Genomic DNA, 24599 nt, shown 5'->3' with positions numbered 1-24599 from the left:
CCAAGCACCCTTTGGGAAAGACACTGCTGTTCGGCGTGGGCCTGGGCCCCGGCGACCCCGACTACATGACCGTGCGCGCCCGCGACATCATCCTGAGCGCCGACCGGCTGGTGCATTTCTGCAAGCGCGGCCGGCGCGGCCATGCCCGCATCACGGCCGATGCCGTCGTCGGGCCCAATGCCGCCCGCGAGATCGCGCTCGCCTTTCCGGTAACGATCGAGGTCCCGGTCGAGGACGAGGGCTATAGTGGCCCGATCACGCGGTTCTACGATGAATCCGCGGCGCTGCTCGCCGCCGAGATGGAGGCCGGGCGCAGCGTCGCGGTGCTCTGCGACGGCGACCCGTTCTTCTACGGCTCCTTCATGCATCTGTGGCGGCGGCTTTCGCATCGCTTCCCGACCGAGGTGGTGCCGGGCGTCACCGGCATGGCCGGCGCCTGGACGCGCGCCAACGCGCCGATCACCTGGGGCGACGACATCCTGACCGTGCTGCCCGGCACGCTGCCGGAGGCCGAGTTGGTGCGGCGCCTCGCCGACACCGACGCCGCCGTGATCATGAAGCTCGGCCGCAACCTGCCGAAGGTGCGTCGCGCGCTGGAGGCCACCGGCCTGATCGAGCGGGCGATCTATGTCGAGCAGGCGACGATGGCCGGACAGGCGATCATCCGCCTCAGCGAGCGCGGCGACGCGGAGGCGCCGTATTTCTCGATGGTGCTGGTCCCCGGCGAGGGGCGGCGGCTGTGAGCGGCTCCCTCACCATCGTCGGCCTTGGTCCCGGCCCGGCACAGTGGCTGACGCCCGCCGCGCAGGCGGCGATCGACGCCGCCTCCGACCTGATCGGCTACGGGCCCTATCTCGACCGCATCCCCGCACGCGGTGGCCAGACGAAGCACGCTTCCGACAACCGCGTCGAGATCGACCGCGCCACCCATGCGCTGCGGCTGGCGGCGGCGGGGAAGACCGTCGCGGTCGTCTCCGGCGGCGACCCCGGCGTCTTCGCCATGGCGGCGGCCGTGTTCGAGGCGCTGGAGGCGGGCGAGCCGGCCTGGCTTGCCCTGCCGATCGCGATCGAGCCCGGTGTCACCGCAATGCTGGCAGCGGCGGCAAAGGCCGGCGCACCGCTGGGCGGCGATTTCTGCGCGATCTCGCTTTCGGACAACCTCAAGCCCTGGGAGGTGGTGACCGCGCGGCTCGAAGCCGTGCTCGCCGCCGATCTGGTGACCTGCCTCTACAACCCGATCTCGAAGGCGCGGCCCTGGCAGCTCCGAGCGGCGCTGGAACTGGCCGCCCGCCATCGCGAGGCGCGGACGCCGGTGATCTTCGCCCGCGCCGTCGGGCGGCCCGGCGAGGCGTTGCGCATCCTGACACTGGAAAAGGCCATCGCGGCGGCGTCGACCGCCGACATGGCGACGCTGGTGATCATCGGCGCCTCGAGCACGCGGCTGATCGCGCGGCCTGGCGAGGCCGCGCCTTGGGTCTATACGCCGCGCTCGGTGACGAAGAGCCCCTGCGCCACCAGCCAGGGCAGGACCTGATCGATATGGGCGACGGTCTCGACATCCGGCTTGGGCGGGCGGGCGACCATGATCACCGGCAGGCCGAGCCGGCGCGCAGCGACGAGCTTGCCGGCCGTGGCGTCGCCGCCGGAGTTCTTGCTGACGAGCAGCTCGATGCGCTTCTCACGCAGCAGCGCCTCCTCATCCTCGGCGCGGAACGGGCCGCGCTGCTGGATGACCTCGACATGGGGCACGGGCAGGCGATCGCCGATCGGCTCGATGGCGCGCACGAGATAATGATGCTGCGGCGCCTCCGCGAAGACCGGAAGGTCGAGCCGGCCGATCGTCAGGAAGACGCGACGCGGCGCCTCGCCCAGCGCAGCCGCGGCAGCCTCCATGTCGGGCACGTCGCGCCAGTCGTCGCCCGTTTCGCGATGCCAGGGCGCGCGGCGGATGGCGAGCAGCGGTACGCCTTCGGCCTTGCAGGCATGCTCGGCATTGAAGGGCATGATCGCCGCGAAGGGATGCGTCGCGTCGATGACGGCAATGATGCCCTCGTCGCGCAGATACTGCCTGAGCCCCTCGACGCCGCCGAAGCCGCCGACGCGCACGGGGAGATTCACCGGCCGGGGGTCGACGGTATGGCCCGCCAGCGAGATGATGGCGCGGATTTCGGGCGCCTGCTCGGCCAGATGCTGGTCGAGCGCCGCCGCTTCGCCGGTTCCACCGAGGATGAGCACGGTCATGTCCCCAGTTACGCTTGAAACCGAGAGCCTGTCGAGCGGCGAGGCTGCGCCGGCGCCCTGGCTGTCCCTGATCGGGCTGGGCGAGGACGGCCCGGCCGGGCTTTGCGCGCAGGCGAAGGCGGCGCTGGCGGAGGCCGAGATCGTCTTCGGCGGCGAGCGCCATATCGCGCTGGTCGGTTCCGTGCCCGGCGAACTCAGGCCCTGGCCGCAGCCCTTCCGCAATGCCCTGCCGCAGATCCTGGCGGAGCGCGGCCGCAAGGTCTGCGTGCTCGCGACCAGCGACCCGTTCCATTACGGCATCGGCAACAGCCTGAGCCGGGCGATCCCGGCCGAAGAGATGCACGTCATCCCGCAGATCTCCTCCTTCTCCATGGCCTGCACCCGGCTGCGCTGGCCGCAGGAGGAGTGCGCGCTGGTCTCGCTGCATGGCCGCACGCTGTTCCGGATCGTGCCGCATCTGCAGCCGCAGGCGCGCATCCTCGCCTTGTCCTGGGACGAGACGACGCCGCGGGCGGTGGCCGAACTGCTGACCGCGCGCGGGATGGGGGCGAGCCGCCTGACCGTGCTGGAATCGCTGGGCGGCCCGCAGGAGCGCGTCCGCGAGACCCGCGCCGATGCCTTTGCCTTCGACGACGTCGTGCCGCTCAACCTGATCGCGGTGGCCGTCGATGCGGGCCGCGATGCGCGCGTGCTGCCGCTGGCGCCGGGGCTGGACGAGGAGTGGTTCGCCCATGACGGGCAGATTACCAAATCCGAGGTTCGCGCGATCACGATCTCCGCGCTCGCTCCGCGCGCGGGCGAGCTGCTCTGGGATGTCGGCGCCGGCTCGGGCTCGGTCGGCATCGAATGGTGCCAGCGCCACCCGCGCAATGCAGCCATCGCTTTTGAAGCCAAGGCGGAGCGCATCGAGCGGATCACCCGCAACAGCCTCGAACTGGGCGGGCTGGCGGTGAAGGTCACCGGCGAGGCGCCTGCGGGCTTTGCCGGGCAGCCAGGGCCCGACGCCGTCTTCATCGGCGGCGGACTGACGGTCGAGGGGCTGTTCGAGGGGGCGTGGGCGGCGCTCAAACCGGGCGGGCGCCTCGTCGCCAATGTCGTCACGCTGGAGGGCGAGGCGAAGCTTGCGGCGCTGCATGCGCTGCATGGCGGCTCGCTGCGGCGCATCGCGATCGACCGGCTCGTCCCCGTCGGCGGCAAGCATGGCTGGCGGCCGGCGATGCCGGTGACGCAGTGGCGGGTCGAGAAGCCGTGAGGTCTTTGCCCCGTCACCAATTCCGCGTCGTCGTCCCGGGCGGAGCGAAGCGCAGACCCGGGACCCATTCCGGAGCGTTTGCAGGAGAGGTTCCGGAATGGATCCCGGGTCTCCCTTCGGTCGCCCGGGATGACGCCGTGTTGGGTTGCCAGAGGACGACTAGACCATGACCGGCCGTCTCGTCGTCGGACTGGGCCTGCGCGCCGGCACCAGCGAGGGCGATATCCTCGCCTGCCTCGACGAGGCCCTGGCGATCGCTGGGCTGTCGGGCGAGGCGACGCCGCGAATCGCGACGCTGGCGAGCCGGATGGGAGAGGCAGGGCTGAACGCCGCGGCGGCCAGGCGGGCCGCCGAGCTCGTCGGCGTGCCCGACGAGGCGCTCAAGGGCTTCGAGGCCAGTTGCGCGACCCGCTCGACGCGGATCGCCTCGCTCTACGGCGTCGGCTCGGTGGCGGAAGCCGCCGCGCTCGCGGCCGCCGGGCCGGGCGGGATGCTGGTGCAGCCGCGCATCGCCACCGCCCGCGTCACCTGCGCGCTGGCCCGGAGTGTATCGTGATGCACCCGAGCCAAGTCGTCTTTCCGGGGCTTCGCGACGCGAAGAACCCGGAACCCACGACCGGGATCGGCCCTTCAGCGTTGCGTCGTCACATCCCTCACCCGGTCATGGGTTCCGGGTTCAGGCCTGCGGCCTGCCCCGGAAAGACAATGTTGCGGCACACCGTGCGGACTCCTTCATGACCATCCATTTCATCGGCGCCGGGCCCGGCGCGCCCGACCTCATCACGCTGCGCGGGCGCGACCTGATCGCGGCCTGCCCGGTCTGCCTCTATGCGGGCTCGCTGATCCCCAAGGCGATGCTCGACTGGTGCCCGCCGGGCGCGCGCATCGTCGACACGGCGCCGCTCGATCTCGACGCCATCATCGCCGAGATGCAGGCAGCGCATGAAGCCGGGCAGGATGTGGCGCGGCTGCATTCCGGCGATCTCTCGATCTGGAGCGCGACCGGCGAGCAGATGCGCCGGCTGGATGCGCTCGCCATCCCCTACAGCGTGACGCCGGGCGTGCCGGCCTTCGCGGCCGCCGCCGCGACGCTCAAGCGCGAGCTGACCCTGCCGGGGCTGGCGCAGTCGCTGGTGCTGACGCGGACCTCGGGCCGGGCTTCCGCCATGCCGGAGCGGGAGCGGCTCGCCACCTTCGCCGCGTCCGGCGCAACGCTGGCGATCCATCTCTCGATCCATGTCATCGAGCAGGTGGTGGCGGAGCTGTCGCCCTTCTACGGCGAGGCCTGTCCGGTCGCGATCGTCTTCCGCGCCTCCTGGCCGGACGAGCGCGTGCTGCGCGGAACACTGTCCACGATCGCGACGCAGGTGCGCGAGTCCGGGCTGGAGCGCACTGCGCTGATCCTGGTCGGCCCGGCGCTGGCGGCCGAGGATTTCGGCGAGAGCGCGCTCTACTCCACCGGCTACGACCGCCGCTTCCGGCCTGGGGGCGGGGTATGAGAATGACCGCCCAACCCCGTCATTGCGAGCGCAGCGAAGCAATCCAGACCGGCTCGCTCGACGCCTTCCTGGATTGCTTCGTCGCTTTCGCTCCTCGCAATGACGGAGGAGCCCGTCCATGACCGCGCCCGGCCTCATCATCGCCGCGCCGCGCTCCGGCTCGGGCAAGACCACGATCACGCTCGGCCTGCAGCGGGCGCTGACGCGGCGCGGGCTCGTGGTGCGCGGATTGAAATGCGGGCCTGATTACATCGACCCCGCCTTCCATGCCGCCGCGACGGGCGCTCCCAGCGCCAATCTCGATTCCTTCGCCATGCCCGACGCGCTGCTGCGCGCGATCGCCGGCGATGCGGCTGATGGCGCCGACCTCGTCATCGCCGAGGGCTCGATGGGGCTGTTCGACGCCGTGCCGGGGCCGCAGGGGCATACCGGCGCGAGCGCCGACATCGCCGCGCTGCTGGGCTGGCCGATCGTGCTGGTCATCGACGTCTCCGGTCAGGCGCAATCGGCCGCGGCGATTGCGCTCGGCTGCATGCATTACGACCCGCGCATCACCATCGCCGGCGTGATCCTCAACAAGGTCGCCAGCGAGCGTCATCGCCGGCTGGTGGCGCAGGGGATGGACAAGATCGGCCTGCCCGTGCTCGGCGCGCTGCCGCGCGAGGCCAGCCTGATCCTGCCCGAGCGCCATCTCGGGCTGGTGCAGGCCGGCGAGACCGCCGATCTCGAGGCGCGGCTCGAGGCTCTGGCCGATGCGGTGATGGCGGCGGTCGATCTCGACGCGGTGAGTGCGGTGGCCCAAGCCACTCGCTTGCCGGCGTCTCCGATGGCGATCCCGCGCCTGCCGGCGCCGGGCCGGCGCATCGCGATCGCGCGTGATGCCGCCTTCAGCTTCGTCTATCCGCATGTCGAGGCGGGCTGGCGGGCGGCGGGCGCCGTGCTGGTGCCGTTCTCGCCGCTGGCGGACGAGCCGCCGCCGGAGGATTGCGATGCCTGCTGGCTGCCGGGCGGCTATCCGGAGCTTCACGCGGGTCGGCTCGCTGGCGCCGGCCGCTTTCTTGCCGGCCTGCGCGCCTTTGCCGAGACACGGCCGGTGCATGGCGAGTGCGGCGGCTACATGGTGCTGGGGCGCACCCTGATCGATGCGGACGGGGTCTCCCATGCCATGGCCGGGCTGCTCTCGGTCGAGACCTCCTTCGCCAAGCGGAAGATGAACCTGGGCTATCGCCGGGCCATCCTCGAAGCCGATGCGCCGCTCGGCGCGGCCGGCACCAGGCTGACTGGCCACGAGTTCCACTATGCGACGATCGTCACGCAGGGCGAGGACCCGCCGCTGGCGATGGTGACCGACCCGCATGGCTCGGCCCCGGCCCCCGCCGGCAGCCGGCGCGGCCATGTCACGGGCTCCTTCTTCCATGCGATCGCGGTGGCGGGGTGAGCGTGATGTCACCTCCACGCCTCCGCAGCCCTCATCCTGAGGAGCCGCGCAGCGGCGTCTCGAAGGATGTTCCAGGAGGCTCCCGCGCAAGCTGGAGCATCCTTCGAGACGCGCTGCTGCGCAGCGCTCCTCAGGATGAGGGCTGAGGGGGATGTCCAACTCCCCTCCCCGCTTCGACGAGGCCTTTGCCGCGCAGTTCGCCGAGCTCCTGGCCTGGCGGCGCGATGTCCGGCGATTCCGGCACGATGCGCTCCCGGACGGGCTGGTCGAGCGGCTGCTGGCGCAGGCGGAGCTGTCGCCCTCGGTCGGCCATTCGCAGCCCTGGCGCTGGGTTCGTGTTAGCGACGAGGGCCAGCGCGAAGCGGCCCGAGCCAGCTTCCAGCGCTGCAATGCCGATGCGCTGGCCGATTACGAAGGTGAGCGGGCGCGGCTTTATGCGACGCTAAAGTTAGAGGGGATGCGCGAGGCGCCCGAGCAGATCGCGGTGTTCTGCAACCATGGCACGGCGCAGGGGCACGGCCTTGGCCGCCAAACGATGCCGGAGATGCTGGATTATTCGGTCGTCGCCGCGATCACGCAGTTCTGGCTGGCGGCGCGGGTTAAGGGCATCGGGGTCGGATGGGTCTCGATCCTGGAGCCGGATGTGGTGCGGGAGGCGCTGGGCGCGCCGCCGGACTGGAAGCTGATCGCCTGGCTCTGCGTCGGCTGGCCTGAGGCACAGAGCGACGTGCCGGAGCTGGTCAAGGCGGGCTGGGAGCGCGGGCGGTAGCGCTTGCTTCGTTTCAGTAAAAGCGCCCGTCATCCCGGACGCAGCGAAGCGGAGATCCGGGATCCATTCCGGAGCGCTGCTCGGTGAGGTTCCGGAATGGGTCCCGGGTCAAGCCCGGGACGACGGCGCGTTTTCTGCAAAACGCGCCGCTATCTGACGACTAGACCGCGACCTTGAACGCCGCGCCCGTCTTCGCCGTGATCTCGTCGAGCGTCACGCCCTCGGCGAGCTCGATCAGCGTCATGCCGCCGCCGTTCTCGTCGATCGAGAAGACGCCGAGATCGGTGATGACCATGTCGACGACGCCGGCACCGGTCAGCGGCAGATCGCAGGCCGCCAGCAGCTTCGGCGATTCGGAGCCGTCCTTGTTCTTGGCGACATGCTCCATCACCACGACGACCTTCTTGACGCCGGCGACGAGGTCCATGGCGCCGCCCATGCCCTTCACCATCTTGCCGGGGATCATCCAGTTGGCGAGGTCGCCATTCTCCGCGACCTGCATGGCGCCGAGGATCGAGAGGTCGATATGGCCGCCGCGGATCATCCCGAAGGAATCGGCCGAGGAGAAGAAGCTCGTCGTCTTCAGTTCGGTGATGGTCTGCTTGCCGGCGTTGATCAGGTCCGGGTCCTCGTCGCCCTCATAGGGAAACGGGCCCATGCCGAGCATGCCGTTCTCGGACTGGAGCTGCACCGACATGCCGTCGGGGATGTAGTTGGAGACCAGCGTCGGAATTCCGATGCCGAGATTGACGTAGAAACCGTCCTTCAGCTCCTTGGCAGCGCGCTGGGCGATCTGTTCGCGGGTCCATGCCATGTCGAAGACTCCTCGGCGTTCAATCTTACTCTTGAGCCCTCATCCTGAGGAGCCGCATTGCGGCGTCTCGAAGGATGCTCCAGGAGGCTCCGGATCGGTCTGGAGCATCCTTCGAGACGCGCCACTGCCTGGCGCTCCTCAGGATGAGGGCTCGCGAAAACTGCTCTGACTCAGGCCGCGCGCTTGCGGACGGTGCGCTGCTCGATGCGCTTGACGCTCTGGGGCGTGTGGACGATCCGCTTCACGAAGATGCCGGGCGTGTGCATGTGGTCGGGGTCGATCTCGCCCGCCTCTACCAGATGCTCGACCTGAGCGATGGTCATGCGCGAGGCCGATGCCATCATCGGATTGAAGTTGCGCGCCGTCTTCCGGTAGACAAGGTTGCCTTCGGTGTCGCCCTTCCAGGCATGGACCAGCGAGATGTCGGCGAAGATGCCGCGCTCCATGATGTAGCGCTCGCCGTCGAACTCACGCTCCTCCTTGCCCTCGGCCACCAGCGTGCCGACGCCGGTCTTGGTGAAGAAGGCCGGGATGCCGGCGCCGCCGGCGCGGATGCGCTCGGCCAGCGTGCCCTGCGGGGTGAATTCGAGCTCGAGCTGGCCGGAGAGATAGAGCTCGGCGAAGAGCTTGTTCTCGCCGACATAAGACGAGATCATCTTCCGGATCTGGCGGGTCTCCAGGAGGATGCCGAGGCCGGCGCCGTCGACGCCGGCATTGTTGGAGACGAAGGTCAGATCCTTCGCGCCACTCTCGCGCACGGCCTCGATCAGGACATCGGGAATGCCGCAGAGGCCGAAGCCGCCGGCCATCAGGGTCATGCCGTCCTTGATGACGCCGGCCAGCGCCGCCGTGGCGTCAGGAAAAACCTTCTTCATCGCATCGCCTTTTGCCGAGAATGGATGTCGCCGGAGAGCTCGCCTCAGAACTAGCCGAGCGGGCGGCACGGTGGCAACTCCCCGCGGGGCGGAGACGGCGTCATGCGACGAAGGGACCATCATCGCCGCAAGACGCGACGCGGGTGGCGCCGCGGCTTGCGGGGACGTCCGGAAGGTGTCGTTTCGCCGAACGCCGGCGAGACGTCAGCGGCGGAAGCCGCCGCCGAGCGCGCCGCCGATGGCGCCGCCGACGATGGTGCCGAAGATGGCCGCGCCCGCCGCGCTGTTGCCCTGGCCGGCGCGCTCGCGCTCGAGGTCGCGGCGGATCACCGGATCGCGCTCATAGGCGACGCCGCCGCGGTTCCGGACCTGCGGCTCGGCGGGCTCGCGGGCGACCGCGCGTGTGGCGCGCGGGGCCGGCGCGGGCCTGGCATCCTCGGCCAGCGCGCGCTGATAGGCCGGCTCGGTCTGGGCCCGCAGCGCCTTGAGCTGCATCGGGGCGAGGAAACCGGTGGCGGTGAGCGCGCGGGTCGTCTGCCACTCCTTGATGGCCGCGCGCTGGCTTGGCCCGAAGGTCGGGCTGGCCTTGCCGGGCTTGAAGCCAGCGAGGTTCAGGCGGCGCTGCAGCTCGCGACGGTCCTTGGCGGTTAGCTTGAGCGCAGCTTCCGTTTCGGCGCTGCCGAGCTCGCCCTTCATCGCCTCGTCGGCGACCGCCTGGCCGGTTTCGCGCGATGTCGGCAAAGCGGCCAGCGCCGCAGACGACACGGCCGCAGCGCCCGCCGCCGCCGGCAGGGCCGCGACGGGGACCGCCTCGAGCCGGGCCAGGCGGTTCTTGGCGAAGGCCGCGAACTGGCCGGTCGGGAAGGCCTCGAGATAGGCCTTGTAGTCGCCCGCCGTGTTGCCGCGCTCGGCAGTCTCCCACATGCGGATGTCCATCTGGGCCCGGTCGAGCCCCATCGGGGCGGCGACCGCCGGCATCGGCACGGCATTGTCGATCGCCTTGATCGTCACCGAGGGATCGACCGCAGCGAGCTTCAGCGTCGGGTTCATCTTGAACTCGCCGATGATCGACGAGTTGGTCCAGGGCTTCTGCTTCTTGCCGGTCGATTCCCAGACATCGGCCCGGACCCGGTCCATCACGGTGGTGATCGACACCTCGGGCGTCTCGATGTGCTTCAGCAGCGCCGAGGTGAAGGGGCTGTTGCCATCCTTCTCGCCGTCGAGTGCGGTGGCGCGCGGATCGGTCGCGAAGGCGATCAGGATGCCTGAGGCCGACTGCGTCTCGATCGCCGTCAGGCCGCGCGCGACCGAGCGCGACCGCGCCGCGAGCTGCGTCGTGAAGGGGTTGTCGCGGCAGGCGTCGAGGATGAGGATGTTGACGCGCTCGTCGCGCTGCATCTGGCGCAGGATGAGCTGGACGTTGACGGCGCGGAAATCGAGATCGGCCTCGGTCTTCAGCGAGGCGTCGACCGGGATGAGGTAGTTGTCGTCACCGACCGCGATGCCATGGCCGGCATAATAGACGACGCCGGCCTTGGAACCGTCGAGCTTCTGGGCAAATTCCCGGACGATGCCGGTCATCTCGTCCATCTTGAGGTCGTAGCCCTCGACGACCTCGAAGCCGAGGCGCTTGAGCGCGGCCGAGATCGCGCTGGCGTCGCGCTGCGGATTGGCGAGGCGGGGCACGGCCGTATAGGCGCTGTTGCCAATGACGAGGGCGACGCGGCGATCGGGCGAGGCCTGCGCGGGCAGGGCCAGCGACACTGCAGCGAAACCCAGAAGGCCCGCCGCGACAGCGCGCGCGAGCCTGCGCAGGTTGGCGAAGCGGGCGCGACCGTCGAAACCAAAAGCGAAGCTCAAGGCACCCTCCCTGATCGGTCCGCCATCGACTGATGAGCCCGATTGCGCGCCGGCGGAAGCGCGGAACCGGAGGACGCCGCCACGAGACGGCCGCAAGATCGCCAGGAAACAGTCTGAAACATTACTCCAAACCGCCCTCCGCGCAAAGCCCGTTTCCTGCCTTATCCGCCCTGTTGGTCGCGCCTCGCGCGACATCGGTTCACGCCGAAGCGCAACAAAATCCTGCATTCGCGCTGCATCGCCTCTCGCGACGGCTCATTCAACCGTCGGGCGCGCGCACCGGAGCGGCGGGAAAGGCGTCTCGCCCCCTCTAAGACGAAGGGATGAGCCTGTCTTCACAAGGCCGTTTGCGCCCGCTGCGGCGTTGACTCGGGCTGCGAGCGCGGTGCAGCATGCCGGTAAGGGAGAACGGTCATAACAAAGAAAGACCAAGAGATGATCGCAAGCGTCGCGCATGGCTGAGGATATTATTTTATCGACCTCCGGTCTAACCAAGGAGTTCGGCGGATTCTCGGCCGTGAACGGCGTGGATCTGCAGGTCAAGCGCGGGACGATTCATGCGTTGATCGGCCCCAACGGCGCCGGCAAGACGACCTGTTTCAACCTGCTGACGAAGTTTCTTGCGCCGACCCGCGGTTCGATCGTCTATAATGGCCGCGACATCACCCGCGAGAAGCCCGCCGAGATCGCGCGTCTCGGGCTGGTGCGCTCCTTCCAGATCTCGGCGGTGTTTCCGCAGCTGAGCGTCAAGACCAATGTGCGGATCGCGCTGCAGCGCAAACGCGGCGATTCCTTCGATTTCTGGCGCTCGGAAGAGGTGCTGAAGCCCCTCGACGAGGAGGCGCTCCGGCTGGTCGAGGCGGTCGGGCTCGCCGCCTTCGCCGAACTTCCCGCCGTCGAGCTCTCCTATGGCCGCAAGCGCGCGCTCGAGATCGCGACCACGCTGGCGCTCGACCCCGAGATGATGCTGCTCGACGAGCCGATGGCCGGCATGGGCCGCGAGGATGTCGAGCGTATCGAGCAATTGATCCGCAAGGTCTCGCAGAACCGCACCATCCTGATGGTCGAGCACAACCTCTCCGTCGTCGCCTCGCTGTCGGACCGCATCACCGTGCTGGCGCGCGGGCAGGTTCTGGCCGAGGGCGACTACGCCCATGTCTCGAAGGATCCGCGCGTGATCGAAGCCTATATCGGTTCGGGAGTGGGCCATGCTCACTGAGACCGCACCTGCCGCCTCACACACCGCCGCTGCCGCCCCCATGCTGAAGGTGCGGGGGCTCGAGGCCTGGTACGGCGAATCGCATGTGCTGCACGGCATCGATTTCGACGTCGCCCAGGGCGAGGTGGTGACGCTGCTCGGCCGCAACGGCGCCGGCAAGACGACGACTCTGAAGTCGATCATGGGCGTCATCGGCAAGCGCAAGGGCTCGGTCGTGCTGGAGGGCGCCGAGACGATCGGGCTGCCCTCGCGGGCGATCGCCCGGCTCGGCATCGGCTATGTGCCCGAGGAGCGCGGCATCTACGCCTCGCTCAGCGTCGAGGAGAACCTGATGCTGCCGCCGCGCGTGCGGCCCGGCGGCCTCTCGCTCGACGAGATCTTCACGCTCTTCCCCAACATCAAGGAGCGCCTGAAGAGCCAGGGCACCAAGCTCTCCGGCGGCGAGCAGCAGATGCTGGCGATCGGGCGCATCCTGCGCACCGGCGCGCATTTCCTGCTGCTCGACGAGCCGACCGAGGGGCTCGCCCCGGTCATCATCGACCAGATCGGCGCCACCATCCGCAAGCTCAAGCAGCAGGGCTACACGATCATCCTGGTCGAGCAGAACTTCCGCTTCGCGGCGACGGTGGCCGACCGTCACTATGTCGTCGAGCAGGGCAAGGTGATCGACATGATCGAGAACGACCAGCTCGACGCCAATATCGACAAGCTGCACGGCTATCTCGGGGTCTGAACCCGCCGCCTGGCGGATTCGAAGGCCCCCAATCCGATCCATATCGGACATCACGTCGAAAACGACGCCAATCTCAGGGAGAAACAGATCATGAAGCTCAAGACATTTCTGACCACGACCGCCTTCGCCGCCCTGATGGCGGCGCCCGCACTCGCCCAGCAGATCAGCATCAAGGCCGGCGTCCTCAACGACCGATCCGGCCTCTATGCCGACCTCTCGGGCGAAGGCTCGGTGATCGCCGCCCGCATGGCGGTCGAGGATTTCAAGGCCGCCGAAAAGGGCATCAAGGTCGAGATCGTCTCGGCCGACCACCAGAACAAGCCGGACGTCGGCTCGACCATCGCCCGCACCTGGTACGACCAGGATGGCGTTGACCTGATCCTCGACGTGCCGACCTCCTCGGTGGCGCTGGCGGTCAACCAGATCACCCGCGAGAAGAACAAGATCCACATCAACTCCGGCGCGGCCTCCTCCGATCTCAGCGGCAAGGCCTGCTCGCCCAACACGGTCCACTGGACCTATGACACCTATGCGCTGGCCCAGGGCACCGGCGGCGCCATGGTGAAGGCCGGCGGCGATTCCTGGTTCTTCATGACCGCCGACTACGCCTTCGGCCATGCGCTGGAGCGCGACACCGCCGCGATCGTCACCAAGAACGGCGGCAAGGTGGTCGGCGCGGTGCGCACCCCCTTCCCGGGCACGGACTTCTCCTCCTTCCTGCTGCAGGCCCAGGCCTCCAAGGCCAAGGTGATCGGGCTGGCGAATGCCGGCGGCGACACCATCAACTCGATCAAGCAGGCCGGCGAGTTCGGCATCGTCGCCGGCGGCCAGAAGCTCGCAGGGCTGCTGGTCTTCCTCACCGACGTACATTCGCTCGGCCTCGCCACGGCGCAGGGGCTGGTGCTGACGGAGTCCTTCTACTGGGACACCAATGACGGTACCCGCACCTGGTCCGATCGCTTCGCCAAGGCCAATGGCGGCAAGAAGCCGACCATGGTCCAGGCCGGCGTCTATTCCGGCATGCTGCACTATCTGAAGGCGGTCGAGGCGGCGAAGTCGAAGGACTCCGCGGCGGTGATGGCCAAGATGAAGGAAATGCCGACCGACGACCCGCTCTTCGGCAAGGGCTCGGTGCGCGCCGACGGCCGCAAGATGCACGACATGTATCTCTTCGAGGTCAAGAAGCCGGGCGAGTCGAAGGGGCCGTGGGACTACTACAAGCAGGTCTCGGTGCTGCCGGCCGAGCAGGCCTTCCGCCCGCTCGCCGAGAGCGAGTGCCCGCTCGTCAAGAAGTGAGCGTTTGAGACAGCGTCATTCTCGGGCTTGACCCGAGAATCTCTTCGACCAGAGCGCTCTGGTTTCCGAGGTGGTCGGGTCAAGCCCGACCATGACGCCGACGACGATCATCCCGGACCGCTCGGTCCGGGATGATGGCCTCCACCTTGCCAATGCCCGCAAAGATGATCTGAGCCCCGCATGTTCGAACTTCTCGGTGTCCCGCCCCAGGCGCTGTTCGGCCAGGTCCTTCTCGGCCTGATCAACGGCTCGTTCTACGCCATCCTCAGCCTCGGGCTGGCGGTGATCTTCGGGCTGCTCAACATCATCAACTTCACCCATGGCGCGCAGTACATGATGGGCGCCTTCGTCGCCTGGATGTGCCTGACCTATCTCGGGATCAACTACTGGGCGGCGCTTTTGCTGGCACCGCTGATCGTGGGGGCAACCGGTGTCGCGATCGAGCGGCTGCTGCTCAAACGCATCGCCCATGTCGACCATCTCTACGGGCTGCTTTTGACCTTCGGCCTGGCGCTGATCATCCAGGGGCTGTTCCGCAACGCCTATGGCTCGTCGGGCCTGCCCTACCAGATCCCCGCCGAGCTGCGCGGGGGCGTCAATCTCGGCTTCATGTTCCTGCCCTGGTATCGCGGCTGGGTCGTCGTCGCCTCGCTGATCGTCTGCCTCGCGACCTGGTTCCTGATCGAGAAGACCAAGCTCGGCGCCTATCTGCGCGCCGCGACCGAGAACCCGACCCTGACCCAGGCCTTCGGGATCAACGTGCCGCTGATGGTGACGCTGACCTATGGCTTCGGCGTCGCGCTGGCGGGGTTTGCCGGCGTGCTGGCCGCGCCGATCTACTCGGTCAATCCCAATATGGGCGCCGACCTGATCATCGTGGTCTTCGCGGTCGTGGTGATCGGCGGCATGGGCTCGATCCTGGGCGCCATCGTCACCGGCTTCTCGCTGGGGCTGGTCGAGGGCCTGACCAAGGTGTTCTACCCGGAGGCGTCCGCGACGGTGATCTTCATCATCATGGTGCTGGTGCTGCTGGTGCGCCCGGCCGGCCTGTTCGGGCGGGCCGCGTGATGGCCGCTCGCCGCGACAAGACGAGGATTTGACCATGGCCGATATCGCCGCCACCGACGCCCCCGCTGCGCTCCTGCCGGGAGAGGCCGACCAGGCTACGCTGCGCCTCCACCGGGCGATCATGATCGCAATCGCGGTCGCGCTCGTGATTGCGCCCTTCGTGGCCTATCCGGTCTTCGTCATGAAGGTCCTGTGCTTCGCGCTGTTTGCGCTCGCCTTCAACCTGCTGCTTGGCTATGGCGGCCTGCTCTCCTTCGGCCACGCCGCCTATTTCGGCATGGCGAGCTATGTCTGCGCCTACACCGCCAAGAACTGGGGCCTGACGCCGGAGCTGGCGATCCTGCTCGGCACGGCTGTCTCGGGCGGGCTCGGCCTGGTCTTCGGTGCGCTCGCGATCCGCCGGCAGGGCATCTATTTCGCCATGATCACGCTGGCGCTGGCGCAGATGGTCTATTTCTTCTCGCTGCAGACGCCGCGCTTCACCGGCGGCGAGGACGGCATCCAGGCGGTGCCGCGCGGTCATCTGTTCGGGCTGATCAACCTCGCCGACGACCGCACGCTGTACTGGCTGGTGGCGGCGATCTTCATGGCCGGGCTGCTGGCGATCTACCGCATCATCCATTCGCCCTTCGGGCAGGTCTGCAAGGCGATCCGGGACAACGAGCCGCGCGCGATCTCGCTGGGCTACCGGGCCAACCAGTACAAGCTCGCCGTCTTCGTGCTGTCGGCGATGCTGGCGGGGCTCGCCGGCTCGACAAAAGCGATCGTCTTCCAGCTGGCGTCGCTGACCGACGTGCACTGGTCAATGTCGGGCGAGGTCGTGCTGATGACGCTGGTTGGGGGGCTTGGCACGGTGTTCGGGCCGATCGCGGGTGCGATCGTCATCGTCTCCATGCAGAACTACCTCGCGTCGCTGGGCGCCTGGGTCACGGTGGTGCAGGGCGTGATCTTCGTGATCTGCGTGATGACCTTCCGCGAGGGCCTCGTGGGCGTGATCTCGAAATGGATCCGGAAGCCGCTTTAGGGTTTTGGCTCCCGCGGCAGACGCCGTCATCCTGGGCGAGCGAAGCTCGACCGGGATCCATCATAAGCCGCCGCCGAACCCTATGATGGATCCCGGCCTTCGCGGCTTCGCCGCTCGCCCAGGATGACGGCGGGGGGCCGGGTAAGAAGCCCCCACCCTACTTCACCAGCTTGAGCACCTCGCGAAAGCGGGGATGCTCGGCGCTCTTCAGCCATTCGAAGATCACCATCTCTGTGGTGACGATCTCGGCGCCGCGGCGCTCGAGCCGGCGCAACGCGGCGTCCTTCGACTCCGGCTGGCGCGAGCCGCTGGCGTCCTGGACGATCGCGACCCGGCGGCGATGGGCGAGCAGGGACAGTGTCGTCTGGCCGAGGCAGACATGCGCCTCGCAGCCGCACAGCACGAGCTGGCCATCGCCCGCCAGCGCCTCCAGGAAGGCGCCCTCGGCACAGGCGTCAAAGCTCATCTTGGCGATGACGGGGCCGGCGCCCGCCAGCTCCGGGACCGTGCCGCCCAGCCCCGCCGGATTCTGCTCGGTCATCACGATCGGCACGCCCAGCAGGCCGGCCGCCGCCACCAGCCGCTGCGCATTGGCGACGAGGCGCGCGCCGTCATGGATCGCCGGCATCAGCCGGGCCTGGAAATCGATCACCACCAGGGTGGAGTCGCCGATGTTGAGGAGAGGCATGGCAGGGGTTCCGTTTCAGGGGCCGGGCTCATGCCACCCTCGTCTTCTAGAAGGTCGCCGGTCGCACCGAAAGCCCCGGCCGGCTCACCGCCGCGGGGTTTCGGGCTGACGTGCGAATCCGAGGGGATGCGCGGGGAGAGATGGCGTCGCAGTCGACGGCTGCGTGCCGATGTCGATGTCGAAGTCGAAGTCGAAAGTGTCGAAGCAGCGCCAACAGCCGCCACCTCGCCCCGCGCGCGGTTGTCTGATGGTCCCGGCGTCGTGTTTTAAGTCCGGCAAAGGACGGGGCCTGCCTGTTCGGCCCGAACGACGACGGTCCCTCCATGGCGTCGAGCCCGCGACGGCCCTCCTCCATGAACACCGCCTCTCCCCGGCCACACGACGCCTCGCGAAGCCCCCTCGGTCGGGGAGAGCGAGGGAAGAATAGGCGCAGGTCTGGGGCGCGGGGATAAGATTCCCGGTTGTCCGCGTCATGCTCGGGCTCGACCCGAGCATCTCGTGACGAGAAGGCTCCGGCACATCTCCGGCAGGCGATTCTCGGGTCGCCGCTGCGCGCCGCCCGAGAATGACGCTGTGGCCCTGCCCGCCTAACCCGTCGACCCGCCGGGAAGCGGGACCTCCTCCTCGATCTCGTGATGGCCGACCGCGCGTTCGAGTCCGTCGGGACCGCGGACGCGGTACTGCTCCTCCTTGTTGTCGCGCGGCGGCATCAGCCGCGTGATCTCGAAGGGGCCGGGCCGGATCTGGTTGTGGAAGCCGGCCGTGAGGTTGACCATGTCGCCTGGCTTGTAGGGGGGACGCGCCATCGTCTCAGCTCCGTCCCGAGACGTCGGCCGCGGTGAGGCGGTGATAGCTCGCCTTGTGGCGGCCATAGACGCTGGCGGCCGCCCGCAGGATCGCGTCGCGATGGCTGTCGAAGGTCGCCAGCATCTGCGCCTCGCCATCGTCGGGGTCCGCGCCGAGCTTGCGCAGGGCGTCGATCTCGATCTGGAAGGCGATCTCCAGCGAGGCGTCGGAACCCCAGAAACTGACGCAGGAGCGCCCGGCGTCAAAACTGCGGACGGGATTGGGAAAGTTCAGTGCCATCATGCCCTCTTTTGGTTGTCGTTGCGGTTCAGGACGCCAGGAAGGCGACGGGCGCGGCCGCAGCCGACAGATGGACCGGAACGGGAATGTGGGGCCGCATCGGCAACGGCGCCTCGTCGGCGCGCAGGCGGTCGTCGATCAGGTCGAGAATCGCGTCGTCGACCAGGGCGTCGAACTTGCGGGCGAAGAGGCAGGCACTCGCCATCAACTCCGGCGCATCGACGGCGGTGTAGGTGCGCGGGCGCAGCTTGATGTCGCCATCGGGCACCCAGTCGATCAGGCGCAGATCGTCGCTGACGATCTCGCCATGCTCGGCGGTGTTCATCATCACCGTCGGGAAGAAGCCCTCATCGGCGATGAAGGTGTTGCGGTAGAAGGCCTTGTAGCGATCCGCCTTCCGATCATGGCAGACGAACTCGCAGAAGCGCCGGCTGACGATCATCCACTGGTTGCCGATATAGGGCACGACGCCCGTCAGGAACGGGCGCGGGAACGGCGTCCGCACGATGCGCTTTTCGAACTCGATCACATAGCGGCTGACGCGCTTCATCGTGTCGGGCCGCAGCTTGCGCTGGTCGAGGACCTTGATGAATTCCTTGCCGCGGTTGCGCTTCAGGAAGTCCGCGATCTCGTCCTGGCTCTTGAGAGGGTAATCCTGGCCGCTGAGGTTGATGAAGAACTCCCAGTCGGCGCCCATTTCGAGCAGTTGCGCCATGCCGCGCAGCTCGGCGTCGACGAGGCTGTAGCCGCCCCAGAGCGCGTGGTGGCTCTGCAGGATCGCGCTGTTGGGGAACCCGCGCAGAAACCGGCGGATGTCGGCTTCCAGCTCCGGGCCCGAGTTCTTGTCGACATGGATCAAATAATGATTGGCGGGATCGTAGATCGATTTGAACATGCGCTTGAACTGCGCAGGATACCGGTGAACCAGAACCAGATAAGCGATCAAACGCTGTATTTCCTTAAATCGGAGACAGAAAACAAGAAGGTCGAAACGGCGCAAACAAGACGGACCACGAGCCTAAGATGCGAGCCAGAGCGGCTGCAGATGCAGGACCGCCGCGCAGCCGCGCGCGATCGAGCGCCCCGAAAGGCGCTTCCACGACATCGATCTTGTCTCGAGGCCGGCCGCGCCGGAGCCCATCAACCGCAAGGCGGCTAGCTCACGACGACCGTGCGTTGGACATGGGGAAGGCCCAAGGCGATTATAAGGCCGGGGTCGAAATAAGCCCGCCTTGGAAAGGCCACCGTTGCCGGGGCCGACCATGCTAGCGGTGACACGCCCGCCGCCCGGTCGGCTGCGGAGACACGACCATGAAGACTATCAGCGCCCATGGGGCCGCCATCCCCGCCCTCGGATTCGGGACCTTCCGGATGGAGGCCGCCGACGTGCTGCGGATGGTGCCGGCCGCGCTGAATCTTGGCTTCCGCCATATCGACACCGCCCAGATCTACCGCAACGAGGCCGCCGTCGGCGAGGCGATCGCCGGCAGCGGCGTCGCGCGCGGCGACATCTTCCTGACGACCAAGGTCTGGATCGACAATTTCGCGCCCGGTCGCTTCGAGGCCTCCGTCGAGGAAAGCCTCGCCAAGCTGAGGACCGACCATGTCGACCTCCTGCTGCTGCACTGGCCCAATGGCAGCGTGAAACTGGCCGACCAGATCGGCGCGCTCAACGCCGTGCGGGAAGCGGGCAAGACGCGCAATATCGGCGTCAGCAACTACACCATCGCCCTGCTGGCGCAGGCGCAGGCGCTCAGCCCGGCGCCGCTCGTCACCAACCAGGTCGAGTACCACCCCTATCTCGACCAGCGCCGGCTGATGGCGGCGATGCAGCAGGCCGGGATGGCGCTGACCGCCTATTATGCGATGGCCGACGGCAAGGTCTTCGTCGATCCGCTGCTGGCCGAGATCGCCGCGAAGTACCGCCGCAGCATCGCCCAGATCGTGCTGCGCTGGCTGGTCCAGCAGGAGGGCGTCGTCGCGCTGTCGAAGACGGTGAGCGAGGATCGTGCCCGCGACAATGCCGCGATCTTCGACTTCGCCCTCGATGATTCCGAGATGGCGGCGATCCACGCGCTGGCCGCCCCGGACGGGCGGGTGCTCAAGCCGGACGGCCTGTCGCCGGTGTGGGATGTCGCCGCCTGAGGCGAGGCGCGGCCGCACAAGCGGTCGGTTCCATGCCGCAGCGCATGGCCGCCAGACCGGCGCCGCTCGTCCTGCCTCTGGTGCATGACAGGACCGCCCCCTAGACTGCCCCCCTCCTCAGATGGACGGGCAGACGCGGCACCTCATGGACAAACGGGTCGAGACCCCCGCGCAATCTGCGCCGGCTGCCGCTGCGCCGCTCACCCATGAAGACATCCGCAGCATTCTGTTCGGCATCATGCTGGCGATGTTCCTGGCGGCGCTCGACCAGACCATCGTCGCCACCGCGATGCCGACGATCGGGCGGGAACTCGGCGACGTCGCGCATCTGCCCTGGGTGGTGACGTCCTATCTCCTGGCCTCGACGGCGGTGACGCCGCTCTACGGCAAGCTCGCCGACATCCATGGCCGCCGGATCGTGCTGCTCAGCGGCATCGTCGTGTTCATGCTGGGCTCGATCGCCTGCGCCATCGCGCCCTCGCTCTGGCTGCTGGTGGTGGCTCGCTTCGTCCAGGGGCTCGGCGGCGGCGGGCTGATCGCGCTGGCGCAGACCATCGTCGCCGACATGGTGCCGCCCAAGGAGCGCGGGCGCTATCAGGTCTATATCGCCGGGGTGTTCATGTCGGCCTCGCTGCTGGGGCCGGTGCTGGGCGGCGTCATCGCCGAACGGCTGCACTGGTCGGTGATCTTCTGGATCAACCTGCCGCTGGGCGCCGCCGCCTATGCGATGACGAGCTCGACGCTGAAGCGGCTGCCGCGGCACGAGCGGCCGCACAAGCTCGACCTGCTCGGCGCCGCCCTGATCACTGGCGCGACGATGACGCTGCTGCTGGCGCTCTCCTGGGGCGGCACGCATTACCCCTGGGCGTCGGCGCCGATCGGCTTTCTGGTGGCGCTGTCGCTGCTGCTCTGGCTGGCCTTCGCCTGGCGGTTGCGCACGGCCGACGAGCCGCTGATCCCGCTCGACATCCTCGCCAACCCGGTGGTGCGGATGGGCACAATCGCCGCTGGGTTCGGGATGGGTACCTTCATCGGCCTGACGATCTACCTGCCGGTCTATTTCGAGACGGTCGCGGGGTTGAGTGCCGCCTCCTCGGGGCTCGGCCTGCTGCCGCTGACGGTGGGCACCGTCATGGGCGCGACGCTGTCGGGCCGGGCGATGACGCGGCTGACGCATTACCGGCGCGTTCCGGTGGCGGGGCTTTGCGTCGCGATCGCCGGGATGGCGGTGCTCACCGTCTTGGCCGGCACGATGCCGCTGGTGCCCTTCTGCCTGCTGCTCGGCCTGGTCAGCCTCGGGCTCGGCACGATGCTGCCGGTCGCGACCGTCTCGATCCAGAACGCCGTCCTGCCGCATCAGCTCGGCACGGCGACCGGCACGGCCAACTTCTTCCGCCAGATCGGCGGGGCGCTGGTCGTCGCGGTGTTCGGGGCGATCGTGCTCGGCGGCATCGGCGCCTCCGGCGCGGGCCTGTCGCATGAGACGCTGACGCTCGGCGCGGTCGATCGCGCCACGATGGTCCGGCTGTTCCAGTATGTCTTCGCCGCGACCGTGCTGGGCTTCGCCTGCGCGCTGTTCTTCCTGCTGCGGATGAAGGAGCTGCCGTTGCGCAGCGGCGCGGCGGATGCGGCGAAAGCCGTGGCGGGCGATTGATCGAGATCGGTGCGGGTGGCCCGGCTTTGGTCTAGCATCGCCACAGGCCCGTCAAAGAACGGGCTTCTAACTCTCGACCCTACACCCCGGCAGGAGAGCCCCATGTCCGATCTCGTCGTCATCGTCTACCCGACCGAAGCCCGCGCCGAGGAGATGCGCCAGAAGATCTTCGCGCTGCAGAAGGAATATCTGATCGAGATCGGCGACGCCGCCATCGCGGTGATGCATGAGGACGGCAAGGTGAAGCTGAACCAGCTTCTCAACACCACCGCCATGGGGGCGGCGTCCGGCTCGTTCTGGGGCCTGCTGATCGGCGCGATCTTCCTGATGCCCCTGGCGGGCGCGGCGCTGGGCGCGGCCTCGGGCGCACTCGGCGGCGCGCTGACCGATTACGGCGTCAACGACGCCTTCATGAAGGATCTCGCCACCAGCCTGCAGCCGGGCAATGCGGCGCTGTTCGTGCTGGTCAAGCGCGTCACCGGCGACAAGGTGCTGGAAGCGATCAAGGGCAGCGGCGGCACCGTGCTGAAAACCTCGCTCGACCACACCCGCGAGCAGGCGCTGCGCGACGCGCTGGCGGGGGTGAGCGCGGCGGCGCCGGCGGCGGGTGGGTCGTCGACGGTGGGGTGACGAGATCTCGCGTCATGGTCGGGCTTGACCCGACCATCTCACGACCAGACGGCTCCATTGTCCCATCCGGCCCAAGATTCTCGGGTCGAAGCTGTGCTTCGCCCGAGAATGACGGCTTCCATCAATCCCGCAGCAGCTCGTTGATGCCCGTCTTCGAGCGCGTCTGGGCGTCGACCGTCTTGACGATGACGGCGCAGGAGAGCGCGGGGCCCGGCGTTCCGTCCGGGAAAGGCTTGCCCGGCAGCGAGCCCGGCACCACGACCGAATAGGGCGGCACCTTGCCGATATGGATCTGGCCGGTGGCGCGGTCGACGATCTTGGTCGAGGCCGAGATGAAGACGCCCATCGAGAGCACCGAGCCCTCGCCGACGATGACGCCCTCGACGACCTCGGAACGGGCGCCGATGAAGCAGTTGTCCTCGATGATCGTCGGATTGGCCTGCAGCGGCTCGAGCACGCCGCCGATGCCGACACCGCCCGAGAGATGCACGTTCTTGCCGATCTGGGCGCAGGAGCCGACGGTCGCCCAGGTGTCGACCATGGTGCCGCTGTCGACATAGGCGCCGATGTTGACGAAGGAGGGCATCAGCACGACGTTGGGCGCCAGGAACGAGCCCTTGCGCGCGGCCGCCGGCGGCACGACGCGGAAGCCCGCGGCGCGGAAGCGGTTCTCGCCCCAGCCGGCGAACTTGGAGGGTACCTTGTCCCAGAACACGGCGTCGCCGGGGCCGTTGGCGATGATCATGTTGTCGGTCAGGCGGAAGGACAGCAGCACCGCCTTCTTCAGCCACTGATGGACGACCCACTCCGTGCCCTGCTTCTCGGCGACGCGGGCCTGGCCGGCGTCCAACATCTCGATCGCCTGCTCGACCGCCTCGCGCACCGCGCCCTTGGTGTTGAGACCGATCTCGGCGCGGGCCTCCCAGGCGGCGTCGATGGTGGCGGCGAGATCGGTCAGCGACATGGCGTGGCTCCGGCTTTTCATCGGGAAAACGCGGGAGCGATGGCGGATGAGCGGCGCGGCGTCAAGCCGCGCGGCTGTCCGCCGGCGGCGTGCAGGCTCGGGGGAACGACAGCGCCCCGCGGCGTGTTAGAAGGGAACCTCAGCGAAGACGCCCCCGGAGGCTGCCATGACGCGTTTCACCCTGTCCCTCCTGCTGGTGCTGGCGAGCGGAGCCGCGCTGGCGCAATCGCGGCCCTCGACGCCCGAGCGGAGCTGCGCCGCCAACCGCCAGAGCGTCGTCGCCAACGGCGCGATCGTGCTCGGCACCGGCGGCTTCACCTATGACCGTTTCGTGCGCGACCGCGGCTTCTGCCAGCATGGCGACTATCTCGAACCCGCCTTCGTCCCCAGCCGCGACACGCAGGCTTGCTTCGTCGGCTATCGCTGCAAGGTCGATCTGCCCTGGGATTGAGGCCAGCCATGGGCTGCGCCCCTGTTGGCAGGCGTTGCTGCTCGCAATCCCGACGCAATTGCGGTTTCTGCTGACGCCCGGTCGCCGCCATCCAAGGATACCCGACATGAAACTGAGCTCTCTCGCGGTTCTGGCCCTGGCCCTGAGCGCCGGCGGCTGCATCACCATCGAGGAGCGGCGCGCGCTCGATGCCGAACAGTGCCGCGGCTACGGCTTCCGCACCGGGACCGATGCCTTCGCGCAATGCCTGCAGAACATCGACCTCGACCGCGCCGATGCGCGCCGGGCCTTCGCCTATCGCGATTTCAGCGGCCCCTATGGCGGTTACGGCTTCGGCTACGGCTATCGCCGCTGGTGACGGCTAGCCGTCCTGGCCCGGTTCGCCGGGCGGGGCGAAATCCCGCAATTCCGGCAGGCGCGCCTGGAGCCGGCGCAGGAACTCGACGAGCTGTCCCCGCTCCTGCGCGGTGAAGCCCTCCAGCATCAGCTGCTCGCGCGCGATGGCGACCGCGATCAGCCGGTCATGCAGGGCATAGCCGCTGGCGGTGAGCTCCAGCAACTGGCGGCGGGCGTCGCGGCCGTCGGTGCGCTCCGCGACATGGCCGGCGGCGACCAGCGTCGCGACGCTGCGGCTGACGGCCCCCTTGTCGAGGATGATGACCTCGCAGATGCGCTGGGCGGGAATGCCGGGCTCGATCGCGAGCTGCGAGATCACCCGCCATTCGGTGACGCCGACGCCGAAGCGCTCCAGATACAGCCGCGAGGAGCTGCGCGACCAGGTGTTGGAGATCGCCGTCAGGAAATACGGGACATAGCCGCCGAGATCGAGGACATCCCGCTCGCCGCCCGCTTCGGCGGTCTTGTCGCGTTTGGTCGAAGGCATGGCGCGTCCC

The 24599-nt window shown here is 68.4% G+C and carries 27 protein-coding genes; 17 read left to right on the top strand and 10 right to left on the bottom strand.

Translation table 11 applies throughout. From position 1 onward, the window contains the following. Positions 1-65 precede the first annotated feature (65 nt). Both Q8S38_RS05145 and cobJ read left to right on the top strand, forming a co-directional pair. Positions 66-743 carry a precorrin-2 C(20)-methyltransferase gene (locus tag Q8S38_RS05145; protein WP_371125834.1) on the top strand — a complete coding sequence of 226 codons (678 nt, stop codon included), beginning with the start codon at positions 66-68 and terminating at the stop codon, positions 741-743. Further along, positions 740-1534, top strand: coding sequence for a precorrin-3B C(17)-methyltransferase (cobJ, locus tag Q8S38_RS05140; RefSeq protein WP_305679341.1), 795 nt, complete (start codon positions 740-742; stop codon positions 1532-1534). The genes Q8S38_RS05145 and cobJ overlap by 4 nt, the downstream gene beginning before the upstream one ends. Here the strand turns inward: cobJ and Q8S38_RS05135 are convergent. Then, entirely contained in the window at positions 1477-2241 is a 765-nt protein-coding gene (locus Q8S38_RS05135; RefSeq protein ID WP_305679340.1) for a cobalt-precorrin-6A reductase, read from the bottom strand. The genes cobJ and Q8S38_RS05135 overlap by 58 nt on opposite strands. On the opposite strand from Q8S38_RS05135, the gene cbiE reads away from it, so the two are divergent. The 5 genes from cbiE to bluB all read left to right on the top strand — a co-directional run bounded on the left by cbiE (position 2240) and on the right by bluB (position 7199). After that, on the top strand, positions 2240-3493 hold the full coding sequence (gene cbiE / locus Q8S38_RS05130; RefSeq protein ID WP_305679339.1) for a precorrin-6y C5,15-methyltransferase (decarboxylating) subunit CbiE: 1254 nt from the start codon (positions 2240-2242) through the stop codon (positions 3491-3493). The two genes, Q8S38_RS05135 and cbiE, sit on opposite strands and share 2 nt — an antisense overlap. A gap of 166 nt (positions 3494-3659) precedes the next feature. Beyond that, the gene (locus Q8S38_RS05125; RefSeq protein ID WP_305679338.1) at positions 3660-4049 is read left to right on the top strand and encodes a cobalamin biosynthesis protein; all 390 of its coding nucleotides are present in this window, start codon (positions 3660-3662) and stop codon (positions 4047-4049) included. 178 nt (positions 4050-4227) lie between these two features. After that, entirely contained in the window at positions 4228-4992 is a 765-nt protein-coding gene (cobM, locus tag Q8S38_RS05120) for a precorrin-4 C(11)-methyltransferase (protein ID WP_305679337.1), read from the top strand. A gap of 118 nt (positions 4993-5110) precedes the next feature. After that, the gene (locus Q8S38_RS05115; protein WP_305679336.1) at positions 5111-6430 is read left to right on the top strand and encodes a cobyrinate a,c-diamide synthase; all 1320 of its coding nucleotides are present in this window, start codon (positions 5111-5113) and stop codon (positions 6428-6430) included. Between the two features lie 151 nt (positions 6431-6581). Then, positions 6582-7199, top strand: a complete 618-nt coding sequence (gene bluB / locus Q8S38_RS05110) for a 5,6-dimethylbenzimidazole synthase (protein WP_305679335.1) — start codon at positions 6582-6584, stop codon at positions 7197-7199. A 160-nt stretch (positions 7200-7359) separates the two neighbouring features. Here the strand turns inward: bluB and Q8S38_RS05105 are convergent, their stop codons facing one another. The 3 genes from Q8S38_RS05105 to Q8S38_RS05095 all read right to left on the bottom strand — a co-directional run bounded on the left by Q8S38_RS05105 (position 7360) and on the right by Q8S38_RS05095 (position 10748). Continuing rightward, the gene (locus Q8S38_RS05105; RefSeq protein ID WP_305679334.1) at positions 7360-8013 is read right to left on the bottom strand and encodes a 3-oxoacid CoA-transferase subunit B; all 654 of its coding nucleotides are present in this window, start codon (positions 8011-8013) and stop codon (positions 7360-7362) included. A gap of 170 nt (positions 8014-8183) precedes the next feature. After that, a complete protein-coding gene (locus Q8S38_RS05100; RefSeq protein WP_305679333.1) occupies positions 8184-8888 on the bottom strand; it encodes a CoA transferase subunit A in 705 nt (234 codons plus the stop codon). A gap of 204 nt (positions 8889-9092) precedes the next feature. Next, positions 9093-10748: a caspase family protein gene (locus Q8S38_RS05095; RefSeq protein WP_305679332.1), complete on the bottom strand. Its 1656-nt coding sequence runs from the start codon at positions 10746-10748 to the stop codon at positions 9093-9095. A gap of 454 nt (positions 10749-11202) precedes the next feature. On the opposite strand from Q8S38_RS05095, the gene Q8S38_RS05090 reads away from it, so the two are divergent. The 5 genes from Q8S38_RS05090 (at position 11203) to Q8S38_RS05070 (ending at position 16088) form a co-directional block, all read left to right on the top strand. Then, positions 11203-11967 (top strand): ABC transporter ATP-binding protein, encoded by a 765-nt coding sequence (locus Q8S38_RS05090; RefSeq protein WP_305679331.1) that lies wholly within the window; start codon positions 11203-11205, stop codon positions 11965-11967. Further along, the gene (locus tag Q8S38_RS05085) at positions 11957-12700 is read left to right on the top strand and encodes an ABC transporter ATP-binding protein (RefSeq protein WP_305679330.1); all 744 of its coding nucleotides are present in this window, start codon (positions 11957-11959) and stop codon (positions 12698-12700) included. Before Q8S38_RS05090 ends, Q8S38_RS05085 begins: the two co-directional genes overlap by 11 nt. Before the next feature lie 90 nt (positions 12701-12790). Continuing rightward, entirely contained in the window at positions 12791-13996 is a 1206-nt protein-coding gene (locus Q8S38_RS05080; RefSeq protein WP_371125832.1) for an ABC transporter substrate-binding protein, read from the top strand. 180 nt (positions 13997-14176) lie between these two features. After that, positions 14177-15064, top strand: coding sequence for a branched-chain amino acid ABC transporter permease (locus tag Q8S38_RS05075; protein ID WP_305679329.1), 888 nt, complete (start codon positions 14177-14179; stop codon positions 15062-15064). A gap of 34 nt (positions 15065-15098) precedes the next feature. Further along, positions 15099-16088 carry a branched-chain amino acid ABC transporter permease gene (locus Q8S38_RS05070; RefSeq protein ID WP_305679328.1) on the top strand — a complete coding sequence of 330 codons (990 nt, stop codon included), beginning with the start codon at positions 15099-15101 and terminating at the stop codon, positions 16086-16088. 157 nt (positions 16089-16245) lie between these two features. On the opposite strand, the gene Q8S38_RS05065 is transcribed toward Q8S38_RS05070, so the two are convergent. From Q8S38_RS05065 to Q8S38_RS05050, 4 genes are all read right to left on the bottom strand, one after another. Further along, positions 16246-16776 (bottom strand): hydrolase, encoded by a 531-nt coding sequence (locus Q8S38_RS05065; protein WP_305679327.1) that lies wholly within the window; start codon positions 16774-16776, stop codon positions 16246-16248. Positions 16777-17363: 587 nt separating this feature from the next. Beyond that, a complete protein-coding gene (locus tag Q8S38_RS05060) occupies positions 17364-17582 on the bottom strand; it encodes a hypothetical protein (RefSeq protein WP_305679326.1) in 219 nt (72 codons plus the stop codon). 4 nt (positions 17583-17586) lie between these two features. Further along, positions 17587-17865, bottom strand: a complete 279-nt coding sequence (locus Q8S38_RS05055) for a DUF1488 family protein (RefSeq protein ID WP_305679325.1) — start codon at positions 17863-17865, stop codon at positions 17587-17589. Positions 17866-17890: 25 nt separating this feature from the next. Next, on the bottom strand, positions 17891-18808 hold the full coding sequence (locus Q8S38_RS05050; protein WP_305679324.1) for a beta-1,6-N-acetylglucosaminyltransferase: 918 nt from the start codon (positions 18806-18808) through the stop codon (positions 17891-17893). A gap of 365 nt (positions 18809-19173) precedes the next feature. On the opposite strand from Q8S38_RS05050, the gene Q8S38_RS05045 reads away from it, so the two are divergent. The 3 genes from Q8S38_RS05045 to Q8S38_RS05035 all read left to right on the top strand — a co-directional run bounded on the left by Q8S38_RS05045 (position 19174) and on the right by Q8S38_RS05035 (position 22291). Further along, complete coding sequence (locus Q8S38_RS05045) at positions 19174-20007, top strand: aldo/keto reductase (protein ID WP_305679323.1); 834 nt, start codon at positions 19174-19176, stop codon at positions 20005-20007. 145 nt (positions 20008-20152) lie between these two features. Further along, complete coding sequence (locus Q8S38_RS05040) at positions 20153-21661, top strand: MDR family MFS transporter (protein ID WP_305679322.1); 1509 nt, start codon at positions 20153-20155, stop codon at positions 21659-21661. 102 nt (positions 21662-21763) lie between these two features. Then, positions 21764-22291 (top strand): DUF1269 domain-containing protein, encoded by a 528-nt coding sequence (locus tag Q8S38_RS05035; protein WP_305679321.1) that lies wholly within the window; start codon positions 21764-21766, stop codon positions 22289-22291. 121 nt (positions 22292-22412) lie between these two features. Here Q8S38_RS05035 and dapD read toward each other — a convergent pair whose 3' ends face one another. Beyond that, positions 22413-23255, bottom strand: coding sequence for a 2,3,4,5-tetrahydropyridine-2,6-dicarboxylate N-succinyltransferase (gene dapD / locus Q8S38_RS05030; RefSeq protein WP_305679320.1), 843 nt, complete (start codon positions 23253-23255; stop codon positions 22413-22415). A gap of 166 nt (positions 23256-23421) precedes the next feature. On the opposite strand from dapD, the gene Q8S38_RS05025 reads away from it, so the two are divergent. Both Q8S38_RS05025 and Q8S38_RS05020 read left to right on the top strand, forming a co-directional pair. Beyond that, positions 23422-23706: a hypothetical protein gene (locus Q8S38_RS05025; protein ID WP_305679319.1), complete on the top strand. Its 285-nt coding sequence runs from the start codon at positions 23422-23424 to the stop codon at positions 23704-23706. 106 nt (positions 23707-23812) lie between these two features. After that, positions 23813-24064: a hypothetical protein gene (locus Q8S38_RS05020; protein WP_305679318.1), complete on the top strand. Its 252-nt coding sequence runs from the start codon at positions 23813-23815 to the stop codon at positions 24062-24064. Between the two features lie 3 nt (positions 24065-24067). On the opposite strand, the gene Q8S38_RS05015 is transcribed toward Q8S38_RS05020, so the two are convergent. After that, a complete protein-coding gene (locus Q8S38_RS05015) occupies positions 24068-24589 on the bottom strand; it encodes a MarR family winged helix-turn-helix transcriptional regulator (protein WP_305679317.1) in 522 nt (173 codons plus the stop codon). Positions 24590-24599 lie beyond the last annotated feature (10 nt).

The sequence above is a fragment of the Allobosea sp. genome (genome assembly GCF_030695125.1).
Taxonomy (GTDB): Bacteria; Pseudomonadota; Alphaproteobacteria; order Rhizobiales; family Beijerinckiaceae; genus Allobosea.
Note: the sequence above shows the minus strand (reverse complement) of the source record. Positions and strands in the feature narration are given on the sequence as shown.

Bases quoted from the DNA above. Each gene is read 5' to 3' on its own strand.
- Q8S38_RS05090 (WP_305679331.1), top strand. From the start codon at position 11,203: ATGGCTGAGGATATTATTTTATCGACCTCCGGTCTAACCAAGGAGTTC.
- Q8S38_RS05025 (WP_305679319.1), top strand. From the start codon at position 23,422: ATGACGCGTTTCACCCTGTCCCTCCTGCTGGTGCTGGCGAGCGGAGCC.
- Q8S38_RS05145 (WP_371125834.1), top strand. From the start codon at position 66: ATGACCGTGCGCGCCCGCGACATCATCCTGAGCGCCGACCGGCTGGTG.
- cobM (WP_305679337.1), top strand. From the start codon at position 4,228: ATGACCATCCATTTCATCGGCGCCGGGCCCGGCGCGCCCGACCTCATC.
- Q8S38_RS05020 (WP_305679318.1), top strand. From the start codon at position 23,813: ATGAAACTGAGCTCTCTCGCGGTTCTGGCCCTGGCCCTGAGCGCCGGC.
- Q8S38_RS05015 (WP_305679317.1), bottom strand. From the start codon at position 24,589: ATGCCTTCGACCAAACGCGACAAGACCGCCGAAGCGGGCGGCGAGCGG.
- Q8S38_RS05055 (WP_305679325.1), bottom strand. From the start codon at position 17,865: ATGATGGCACTGAACTTTCCCAATCCCGTCCGCAGTTTTGACGCCGGG.
- dapD (WP_305679320.1), bottom strand. From the start codon at position 23,255: ATGTCGCTGACCGATCTCGCCGCCACCATCGACGCCGCCTGGGAGGCC.
- Q8S38_RS05135 (WP_305679340.1), bottom strand. From the start codon at position 2,241: ATGACCGTGCTCATCCTCGGTGGAACCGGCGAAGCGGCGGCGCTCGAC.
- cbiE (WP_305679339.1), top strand. From the start codon at position 2,240: ATGTCCCCAGTTACGCTTGAAACCGAGAGCCTGTCGAGCGGCGAGGCT.
- bluB (WP_305679335.1), top strand. From the start codon at position 6,582: ATGTCCAACTCCCCTCCCCGCTTCGACGAGGCCTTTGCCGCGCAGTTC.
- Q8S38_RS05065 (WP_305679327.1), bottom strand. From the start codon at position 16,776: ATGCCTCTCCTCAACATCGGCGACTCCACCCTGGTGGTGATCGATTTC.
- Q8S38_RS05045 (WP_305679323.1), top strand. From the start codon at position 19,174: ATGAAGACTATCAGCGCCCATGGGGCCGCCATCCCCGCCCTCGGATTC.
- Q8S38_RS05035 (WP_305679321.1), top strand. From the start codon at position 21,764: ATGTCCGATCTCGTCGTCATCGTCTACCCGACCGAAGCCCGCGCCGAG.
- Q8S38_RS05100 (WP_305679333.1), bottom strand. From the start codon at position 8,888: ATGAAGAAGGTTTTTCCTGACGCCACGGCGGCGCTGGCCGGCGTCATC.
- Q8S38_RS05115 (WP_305679336.1), top strand. From the start codon at position 5,111: ATGACCGCGCCCGGCCTCATCATCGCCGCGCCGCGCTCCGGCTCGGGC.
- Q8S38_RS05040 (WP_305679322.1), top strand. From the start codon at position 20,153: ATGGACAAACGGGTCGAGACCCCCGCGCAATCTGCGCCGGCTGCCGCT.
- Q8S38_RS05085 (WP_305679330.1), top strand. From the start codon at position 11,957: ATGCTCACTGAGACCGCACCTGCCGCCTCACACACCGCCGCTGCCGCC.
- Q8S38_RS05080 (WP_371125832.1), top strand. From the start codon at position 12,791: ATGAAGCTCAAGACATTTCTGACCACGACCGCCTTCGCCGCCCTGATG.
- Q8S38_RS05070 (WP_305679328.1), top strand. From the start codon at position 15,099: ATGGCCGATATCGCCGCCACCGACGCCCCCGCTGCGCTCCTGCCGGGA.
- Q8S38_RS05105 (WP_305679334.1), bottom strand. From the start codon at position 8,013: ATGGCATGGACCCGCGAACAGATCGCCCAGCGCGCTGCCAAGGAGCTG.
- Q8S38_RS05060 (WP_305679326.1), bottom strand. From the start codon at position 17,582: ATGGCGCGTCCCCCCTACAAGCCAGGCGACATGGTCAACCTCACGGCC.
- Q8S38_RS05075 (WP_305679329.1), top strand. From the start codon at position 14,177: ATGTTCGAACTTCTCGGTGTCCCGCCCCAGGCGCTGTTCGGCCAGGTC.
- Q8S38_RS05125 (WP_305679338.1), top strand. From the start codon at position 3,660: ATGACCGGCCGTCTCGTCGTCGGACTGGGCCTGCGCGCCGGCACCAGC.